This is a genomic window from Acinetobacter sp. VT 511 (assembly GCF_001077515.1).
Taxonomy (GTDB): Bacteria; Pseudomonadota; Gammaproteobacteria; order Pseudomonadales; family Moraxellaceae; genus Acinetobacter; species Acinetobacter schindleri.
Genome location: NZ_LFRE01000077.1, coordinates 1 through 9,246, shown reverse-complemented (window position 1 = coordinate 9,246; position 9,246 = coordinate 1). Strand labels below are relative to the sequence as shown.

General features: G+C 39.5%; 10 protein-coding genes, 1 other RNA gene and 1 pseudogene. 5 read left to right on the top strand and 7 right to left on the bottom strand.

Translation table 11 applies throughout. From position 1 onward, the window contains the following. Nucleotides 1-417, top strand: a 417-nt coding sequence (locus ACS72_RS12080) for a transposase family protein (protein WP_048882274.1), incomplete at its 5' end; no start/stop codon positions are given. After that, a complete protein-coding gene (locus ACS72_RS12075; protein WP_004815324.1) occupies nt 365-835 on the top strand; it encodes an IS5/IS1182 family transposase in 471 nt (156 codons plus the stop codon). The genes ACS72_RS12080 and ACS72_RS12075, both read left to right, overlap by 53 nt. A gap of 76 nt (nt 836-911) precedes the next feature. On the opposite strand, the pseudogene ACS72_RS12070 reads toward ACS72_RS12075, so the two are convergent. From ACS72_RS12070 to ACS72_RS12050, 5 genes and pseudogenes are all read right to left on the bottom strand, one after another. Beyond that, nucleotides 912-1,500 (bottom strand): annotated as a pseudogene (locus ACS72_RS12070) (DUF4142 domain-containing protein). Nucleotides 1,501-1,877: 377 nt separating this feature from the next. Then, nucleotides 1,878-2,120 carry a DUF378 domain-containing protein gene (locus tag ACS72_RS12065; RefSeq protein ID WP_004810720.1) on the bottom strand — a complete coding sequence of 81 codons (243 nt, stop codon included), beginning with the start codon at nt 2,118-2,120 and terminating at the stop codon, nt 1,878-1,880. Nucleotides 2,121-2,699: 579 nt separating this feature from the next. Beyond that, a complete protein-coding gene (locus ACS72_RS12060) occupies nt 2,700-3,656 on the bottom strand; it encodes a sensor domain-containing diguanylate cyclase (RefSeq protein WP_048882273.1) in 957 nt (318 codons plus the stop codon). Nucleotides 3,657-3,867: 211 nt separating this feature from the next. Next, entirely contained in the window at nt 3,868-5,202 is a 1,335-nt protein-coding gene (gene pepP / locus ACS72_RS12055; RefSeq protein ID WP_048882272.1) for a Xaa-Pro aminopeptidase, read from the bottom strand. Nucleotides 5,203-5,311: 109 nt separating this feature from the next. Next, nucleotides 5,312-5,947, bottom strand: a complete 636-nt coding sequence (locus ACS72_RS12050) for a UPF0149 family protein (protein WP_008305994.1) — start codon at nt 5,945-5,947, stop codon at nt 5,312-5,314. 64 nt (nt 5,948-6,011) lie between these two features. Here ACS72_RS12050 and ACS72_RS12045 point away from each other — a divergent pair, with 64 nt between their 5' ends. The 3 genes from ACS72_RS12045 to ssrS all read left to right on the top strand — a co-directional run bounded on the left by ACS72_RS12045 (nt 6,012) and on the right by ssrS (nt 7,135). Next, nucleotides 6,012-6,569 carry a hypothetical protein gene (locus tag ACS72_RS12045; RefSeq protein ID WP_008305996.1) on the top strand — a complete coding sequence of 186 codons (558 nt, stop codon included), beginning with the start codon at nt 6,012-6,014 and terminating at the stop codon, nt 6,567-6,569. Next, entirely contained in the window at nt 6,566-6,853 is a 288-nt protein-coding gene (locus tag ACS72_RS12040; RefSeq protein ID WP_004810731.1) for a cell division protein ZapA, read from the top strand. The genes ACS72_RS12045 and ACS72_RS12040 overlap by 4 nt, the downstream gene beginning before the upstream one ends. Nucleotides 6,854-6,950: 97 nt before the next feature. Further along, nucleotides 6,951-7,135: non-coding RNA, 6S RNA (gene ssrS, locus ACS72_RS17555), on the top strand. Between the two features lie 89 nt (nt 7,136-7,224). On the opposite strand, the gene ACS72_RS12035 is transcribed toward ssrS, so the two are convergent. Both ACS72_RS12035 and ACS72_RS12030 read right to left on the bottom strand, forming a co-directional pair. Next, nucleotides 7,225-7,677, bottom strand: a complete 453-nt coding sequence (locus ACS72_RS12035) for a hypothetical protein (RefSeq protein ID WP_005221315.1) — start codon at nt 7,675-7,677, stop codon at nt 7,225-7,227. 69 nt (nt 7,678-7,746) lie between these two features. Next, complete coding sequence (locus ACS72_RS12030; RefSeq protein WP_228156256.1) at nt 7,747-8,937, bottom strand: YncE family protein; 1,191 nt, start codon at nt 8,935-8,937, stop codon at nt 7,747-7,749. Between the last annotated feature and the right edge of the window lie 309 nt (nt 8,938-9,246).

Here is a 9,246-nt window from a genome sequence, read left to right as displayed (position 1 = left end):
GCATTCGTGCATAATCTGCGGATGAAATACATCGATTCAAACAAGCTTTCTGATCCTCAGTTCAAGCGATACACAGGCATCTCATGGTCAACTTTCTATTTGATGGTTGAGCAATTGCAGAAGCATGTCTCTGCCAAAGGCAGACCGCCCAAGTTAAGCCTGGAGGATCAGGTTCTGCTCTGTCTGAGCTATTGGCGGGAATACCGAACCTTATTTCACGTTGCGACGAGTTACGGGGTTTCAGAGCCCACAGCCTCAAGAATTATCCGTCATGTTGAAGACTGCCTAATTCGGTCCAATCTGTTTAATTTACCCAAAGATTTACCCAAGGGCGAAGGCATCGACTGGAATGTTGTGATCGTGGATGCCACGGAAATTCCAATCCAAAGGCCTAAAAAAACAGAAGAAAAGTTATAGCGGCAAGAAAAAGACCCATACCTTTAAAGTACAGGCCATGATTCACTACAAAACTCAGCAAATTCTGAGTTTATGTACCAGTCGCGGTGCAGTGCATGATTTCGAGTTGTTCAAACGCAATTTAAACCAGATTCCTTTTGGGGCTTTTATCCTTGCAGATAAAGGCTATCAGGGGATTTATACTTTGTATCCGAATAGCCTGTTGCCATTAAAAGCCAAAAGACACTGTAAATTGGATCCTGAATTGAAAATCTATAATCAAGAAATCAATAAAAGAAGAATCGGAATTGAGCATGTATTTGGCAGCCTGAAAACCTTCAAAATCCTTGCTGAGCGTTATCGAAATAGAGGTAAAAGGCTTGGTTTGAGATTCAATTTAATCGCTGGAATCTACAACTTGGAACTGAGCAAAAAATGATTTATGAAAGAGGTCTAATATAAAAAAGCCTGACGCAGAAATGTCAGGCTTTTTGATAAAAGTTTGTTAAGTCAGATTACTTCATTTTGGCAACAATATTTTCAGCCATTTTTAAGTGCTTGGCAACTGCGGTACGTGTTTGTGTCAACATATTTTTGAGTTCAGCATTTTTAGCATTCGGGATCAATTGTTTTTCAATCGTATTCAGTACTTTACGATGTACGTCAACCTGGCTACTCATATAGTCTTTATCTGGTGTGGATGAGTTGCTCAGTTTTCTGACTACATTATCACTGTCTTTTTGCAAGGAGGTGCTAATACCACTCACTTGTGGGGTTAACTTTAGGCTGCTTGCCAGTGTCTGGCCTTTCTTCTCATTTGCTGAATGTTCATTAATCATCATCTGAGCATATTTACGGGCTTCTTCTGTTTTCAGCTTCGGTAAAACAGTTCTTGCCTGTTTAATCTCACCGTTATTGGCTGTGCTCACCACTTTAATCACTTGACTCTGTCAAATTCTGATGAGCATGCTGCATTGCTTTAGAGTGAGTCTTACTCTCGCTGGCAGATTGCTGATCCATAGCCATAGTTTGAGATGCAGCAAAACCTAATACTCCACTTACTGCAGCACATTTGATCATGTTCTGCATAGTCATCTTTTTCATCTAGGCATCCCTCAGGTTTGTTATTTAGATAAGCCTTAATAAAATAAATGAATTAAATTAATAACAGTGTAATATTTCATTAGTTTTGTGAGCCAAATATATAAAACGGATATTAAATTAGGTAAAAATCATTGACTAAAATCTTTTTTAATTTAATTTATTAAAACAAACCTCAAAAATCTCCATACAAAGACAAAAATCCACAATATAAATATTATATAAGTAAATAACTGATTATAAGCAATAAATCTATATCTAGATATCTAGTTATTTTTTACAATAAAAACGGAGCATAAGCTCCGTTTTTATTTAGCAATCAACTCACTCTAACTACTTATTTTCTTTAACCTAATAATAAGTGAGTTTATACTGACTTATTAATGCATTGTTCGTGTATGAGCTTCATGATGGACATCATGACGGCCTAACTTAGTTGCAGTATAGATCAGGTAAATCGCTGATAGACCAACCAAGACATAAATAATTCGAGAAAGAGCGCTCTGCTCACCAAAGATAGCTGCGACCAAGTTAAAGTCGAATGCACCAACTAAGCCCCAATTCAGGCCACCAATAATGGCTAATGCATAGGCGATCCAGTCTAAAGTTCCAAGTCTTCTCATGATTTTTCTCCAAGCTAATGTTTGACTAATTCTCATCCAAAATTATGCAAGCCATAGCAAAACGAATATGTAGTCTTGATGCTAAAAGTCCCTATTCTGTGTTGATCTATGTTGAATAAATGTCATGTTATAAGCATTAAATTTTAATTGGGTTGGTTTTCTTTGAATTGTTCATATTTTACGTAAACCAAATCAGAATTAAGCTTTGAATATTTTATTAATGATATTTAATTTATTGATTTTAATATTTTTTATTTGATTTAAAAACAACTAAAGACTATGAATTATTTCTTCTACATTCTGATTTAATATTCTATCACGAATGGAAAAATTGCTTGTTTAAAAGTATTAGTAATAAATTTCATTAGTTTAGATTTTAATTTTCCGCTCAAAATATTTTCCTATGCAGTAATCAGATATTGAATATCTAAATCCAGTAATTGATAAAAATAGATGAAAGGCAATTATTGTGCTTTTTATCTGAGCAAAGGGATACTTTGATACTGTCTCTCAACAAATTATACATTAGGGAAGTTTCTTGCAGATCATCAAGCCTGGATGGTTTGGTTTCAACGAGTTTTAGCTTATAAAATCATCTGCTTCCAGTTTCGCTTTTTTCTTATGTTCATACATATTTTTATCTGCCTCTATTAAGACCTCATGCAGATCTTTAGTCAGCTGACGGACTGAATAGCCAATTGCCACATGAATATTAGCAGCTGCAAATATTTCACTTAAACGATGATATAAAATCGCTGCGTCTTCAGCTTTGGTCTCAGGGCATAAAATCGTAAATTCATCCCCACCCATACGTGCAATCACATCATTAACACGCATATGTTCTACCAGTACATCTGAAGTACGCTGAATTAACTGGTCTCCTGCTTCGTGTCCAAACTGGTCATTCACCTGCTTTAAATCATTCAGGTCGATGCTAAATATTGCAGCTGGTAAGCCATAACGTTGACAGCGTCCCTCCTCAGCTTCTAACAGCTGATCCCAGGCGCGGCGATTATACAGTCCTGTTAAACTGTCGGTAAGCGCTTCTACCTCATAACGTTCACGTAAACGTCTCTGTTTATTTTCCCGCAATTCACTTTGCAAAATTGAGCTCAATAAACTGCCTAAAAGCGAAATGAGTGCCGCATCTTTTAAAATATCTTCAGAATGAGGCTTATCATCAATAGCGCAAATTGTTCCAAAAATTGATCCATCTTCATTAAATAGTGGCTCACCAATATAAGATTTGATCGACAGTTTGTTATTTATCGGTGCTTTTGAATATAGTTCGATTTCGTTAGAACATGGCGCTATTTTAGGAGTTTTTCCCTGTACCATGTGATAGCAAAATGAATCCGCCCAACCAAATACTTCGCCTGGCTTAATATCATATTTTTGATTTTCTGCCTGGAGAATAATCCAATCATCATTTTCTACACGAGTGATCATCCATAAGCCAAAACCCAAATGCTGATGAAGATATTGAAGTACCTGCTTGCCCGCTTCTTCAAAATTATGAAATTTTATACTGTGCATGGAGAACACTCAGAATGATGAGTATTTGTAAATACTGGTTAGGGAGATTAAAAAAAGAATTATATAAGAATTGAATCAAAAAATATCCAGATTATTTCTAATAAAATCATTCAGTGAAAGATTAATTCATTATTTATTTGATTAGATTCATATTATTTTAAAAAATAAAAAAGCTGGTCAAATGACCAGCTTTTTTCAAGCTATCGTATTTTTAAGCAGCATAAGCTTTTGCCATTAAGGCTTCAATATCTTCCACAGTTTTCACCACTTTGGCAGTTAATACTAATGGGCCATTTTGAGTCGCAACCACATCGTCCTCAATACGAATTCCGATGCCACGCCATTTTGGATCAACCGTTTCATCATCAGGTGCAATATACAGGCCCGGTTCTACAGTCACGACCATACCTTCTTCATAAGGACGCCATTCACCATTTGTCTTATAAGCCCCGACATCATGCACGTCCATGCCCAACCAGTGTCCAGTACCATGCATATAGAACTGGCGGAAACTTTCGGTTTCGATAATTTCCTCAATCTTGCCCTGCATAATACCTAAGTCCAGCAAACCTTGAACCAGAATTCGCACTGCCACATTGTGTGGTTCTTTATAGGAGTTGCCGATCTGAACTGCATTGATCGCAGCAATCTGTGCATCAAGCACGATGTTATAAAGTGCTTTTTGTTCAGGACTGAATTTACCATTTACCGGGAAAGTACGGGTAATGTCGGATGCATAGAACTGATATTCGCAGGCTGCATCAATCAGCACCAGATCACCGTCTTTCAGTTCTTTGTCATTTTCCACATAGTGCAGGATGCAGGCATTTTCACCGCCACCGACAATACTGTTATAAGAAGGTACACAGCCATTTTTGCCAAATACATAGTTCAGCTCTGCTTCCAGTGCATATTCCATCATACCCGGACGTACAGTCTGCATCGCTCTGGTATGTGCTTCCGCAGAAATATCTGATGCGATCTGCATCAGTTCAATTTCATTGGCATCTTTATGCAGACGCATTTCATCAACAATACGGTCTAACTGAACGATTTGAGCAGGTGCAGATTTTCCTCGACGGCTTTCACCACTGGCTTGTGCAACCCATTTCGCGACACGCGCATCAAACTCTGCACTATGGCCGACCCGGTAGAATAATTTGTCCTTGTTTTGCAATTTTTCCAGAATTTCTTCATCAAGTAGATCAATCGCATAAGCTTCATCTGCCTCATAGTCATCGACAGCACCATCCACCCCGGCACGATAACCATTCCAGATTTCCATCTCCCGGTCACGTTCACGACAGAATAGACTGTAGGTATAACCTTCTTCTTCGCTGTCAAAGGTTTCGATCACAGCCACAGCTTCTGGTTCAGCAAAGCCCGTCAAATAAAAGAAACTGCTATCGGCACGATATTTATAGTCAGCATCACGGTTACGCAGGGCCACTGGGCTGGTGGCGATAATGGCAATACTGCGTAGTCCCATTTCCCCAGCGAGGATATCACGACGTTCCTGAAATTCTGCTTGTGTCAGTTTCTTCATTGGTCCTTACTTCTTATATCAATGCTGTTTTTGAATATGATTTGATACCGGAATAAGCCAGAGAATGACTGGACTTATTTCGGTTTTTCTAAAGCTAAATAGCTATAGTTCAGCTTGGGCGATGTGGTGAGAAAATCTCAACTACAGATTGTGCCTGAGCTGGGTCCGTAGACTTAGTTTTTACTTTAGCTGTAAAACGTTTCAACAGTGGCGTTTCCTCCACTTCAACTTTTTTACGACCCACAGATAAACTCACTGGAATCAGACGTACAAATTCGTACAACTCCAGATAGCTTTCCTCACCTTCAGCATCGTCGTCAGAATCTTCAAATTCAACTGCTGCAACATCTTGTAAATGTTCAATCAGTTCCATTTCATCATCACGAATATGGCCTGTTGCCAGACCAAAACCAAGCACTACACCGGCACACCAGTCTGCCAATGCCTGCACACGTTCTGCCAGGCTATGCTCGTCATCTGGAAGTAATGGAAGATAATCCAGCTCATCTTCAGAAAGTGAGTGGAATACGTCTTCTGCTTCACCTGTTAGTAATTCCAATGCTTCAGCATCAAGCTCAGGGACATCTAAAGTTTCCAGAATCTGTAACCATTCTTCGCTACTCGGCGCCTGGGTCACACAAACAATACCGGTAAGCAAACCATGAAGTTCGCTTGGGCTGGAAATTTCCTCAATTGAAGAAAAATTGCGGTGCCAATCTGACCAACCTGAAATATCGTCTTGCATTCGTTTATCCAATCTCTATACTGCTTATATATTACCTTTGTTTGCAATACTGTGCGACCTCGATATGTTAGAAGAATTACAGCGTCTACAAGTGCATATTGGCGTTTTAAAAACGCGCCTTGCACATCTGGAGAGCGAAAACTCCAGCCTGCGTGAAGAACAGGATTCCTCCCTGAGTCAGCATCAAGCCGAAATCATTCAAAAAAACAGCATTATTAGCCAAAAACAACAAGAAAATGACAGTTTAACTGAACAGTTAGCTGAATCTCGCTCGCAATATCAACAGCTTAATAATGATGCAACTGCACTTGCAGACCGGTATGGCCGTCTGGAAAAAAGCTGCACCGATCTGAAAAACCGTTTTCAGGAAATTCTGGCTGAGCGTAATGAACTGCGTGCTTTGAAAGAAAAGCTGCTGAATGAACAGCAACAGGCGCGTCAGGAAATTCAGCGCCTGCATCAGGAAACTGAGCGTCTGACCCAGAAGAATGAGCATGCTAAAGCCAAGGTTGAAGCGATTATCCAGCGTCTGGCGATTCTGGGCACAGCTCAAGACCATCATGCACAGGAAATTCAGCAATTGGCCCATCCGACTGAAACGACCGAGGAAGCGTCAACATGAGCGAACAGATTGCTATTGATTTAAGAGTAATTGGTCACAGTTTCCGTCTGGCCTCCACTGCAGATCAACGCGAAGAACTTGAACGTGCAGCGCAACTATTGAATGACAAATACGATGAATTTCGCCGCAAAGCACCTCGTATGGAACCAAGCAAACTGGTGATTATGGTAGCGCTAGAACTGATGCAGGAAGTATTGAGCATGAATAAATCACTGCAACAATATGCCCACTGCGAACGTTTGTTACAAACTATTTTAGAAGAAGTTGAAGAACTGACTGAATAAGCAGACTTTTTGTTTAAACTTCATTCAATCAATGGTCAAGTTTACAGTTCCAACACAGCATAGAGTTGCCACATAAACTTTATCGTTTATACTAAGTCTAACTCTGGGATGTTCGCCAGCGGGTCTATTCCCCTGCCGATACTTAAACTTATGGATTGCGTTCTGTATATTTAGAGTGTATGCCCACCTTCGAGTGGGAAACCCAGCAAGTATACGTCGCGTCCACCTTGAACTCATCGGGTTCAGGGTAACGACACATGCAGCGGCATCTTCGGAGTGTTTTATTTTTTAAGAATATGAGCAATTCAATTCTTGGCAGCATTATAAAAACATTTTAATTTTCAAAATCTAATCTTATTTAACACTATCTTTTATTCAATTAGCTTGATTTCACGAGCCAATTCACCCTCCATTTCAGGTAACACTTTTTGTAAAAATTGAATGGTCGCGGTTGCCTCTTGTACAGAAATCACTTTTACCTTTACCAGCTGTCGCTGCATTTCCAGAATTCTACTTACTTCTCTTAGGTCTGGTTTTCTGCCTTGGCTGAGATGATTCGAAATATCTGCCAATTGCATATAGAGATCATCACGCTTCTGTATGATTTGCTGATTCTGTTGTGCAATTTTCTGCTCATTTTCAAGCATAGGAGTTGGATCAGGTAGCTGTGATTCTTGCTGGATCAAGACAGGCTGTTCATCCAAACTCGAGTGTTCTGCTTTTGCAATACTGTCTTCATCTTTCATTAAAAGAAGCATCAGTGCTAAACCACTGAAGAAGATCATTGCAATACCGATGATCATATTTTTATTGTTATTCAGCATTTCGCATTTATCCTAAAAATTCATATTAAAACAGCAGAGAGATTCTCTACTGTTTTAACATTTTTATTTTTATAGGGTAGACCAGTCTTTAGGTGCATAACCAATACGAACCCGTTGCGGATGATTGCCTACAGGCACGCTCATCACTTTATTGCCTGTAGCAAAATCAATCACTGTCACTACATCTGTTTCACTTTCAGAAATGACACAGTTTTTGCCATCTGGGCTTAGGGTAGCCCAATATGGTTTACCGGCTGGAATTAAAGGACCGGCTGTTAAGGTTTTACGATCCACAATGGTGGCGTAGTTATCCATCGTCCCTGCAACACAGAGTTTTTCACCATCGCCACTAATTGAAAGTCCGTGGTGGCGGGAATCATTGACCCATTTGGTACGATCACTTGGAATCGTACTGCTGCCTGGCAGCTGACCGATACGGGTAATTTTGTCCTGATTTAGGTCATATTCAATCAGACCATTAAAAAAAGAGACCTGCGCATAGATTTTGCTTTCATCCTTACTCAAAACCATTGGACGAACTGAATTGGACAAATCTTTACGCCCAAATTTATCTAAAGCTGGCCGGAAATCAATTTTCTTTAAAACCTTAAAAGTATTTGCATCGGCAATAGTGATAAAACGTTTACCCTTAGTAAAGTCCTGCCATTGGGCATCCATGGATGTTTCGACATTACCGATTGCATAATTCAGGATTTTATTTCCACTATTAAAATAGATATTTTCATGGGGTTTATCCCCTGTGGCGAAGCGTCCTAATTCTTTGCCCGTATTAATATCCAGGACATGTACCACATTGCCCGAAGATGCAGAAACAGCCACGTGCTGTCCATCCGGTGAAACTGCCATATGGTCTGCCCGGAAGCCTTCGACTGGTGTACGCCAGTTAATTTTGCCAGTTTTAATATTAATTGATACCACATCGGCGAAACTTGGACGTGAAGCCACAACGGACTGACCGTCTGGTGTGGAATACATATCATCTACCAGCTGATCATTACCTTCCCCTGCCGTCGCCTGGATATAGGTATAAGCAATCAATTTGATTGGATTAAGATGGATCTCAAGTAAGCGCTCTTTGCGATCCGGAATCATATTAATCACTCCGACTTTACCAAAATCACCTGACGGACGGATCACCGTGACTGTACCATCCCAGTTATTACCGACAAAAAAAACCTGTTGTGTATTCGGTGGTGCGGGCAAGTTAGGCAATGCAGCATAGCTTAATCCTGCCAGCATGCTACCGAGACCAAAAAATAGTTGCGTAAACTGTGTTAATGGCTTGATTTTGTTATTCATATCATTCAATCCTGGATTTTTTTATATTATTCTTAAGTTGAGTTTTAGCTCTTCAACCAGGACAAAACTTTAAGCTGTTCCAATATACAAAGGTATTTGGATTGTTGGGGAAGTTTCCGATAAATAAATTAATTCTATGTATATTAGGGCGTGTCCTCATTTGAAGAATTGGTTTTAAATACTTAAAATCCTCCTTTGAGTTATTTTTATTTCTATATTTTCAATGGCACGTACTCTTCTTACCGATGA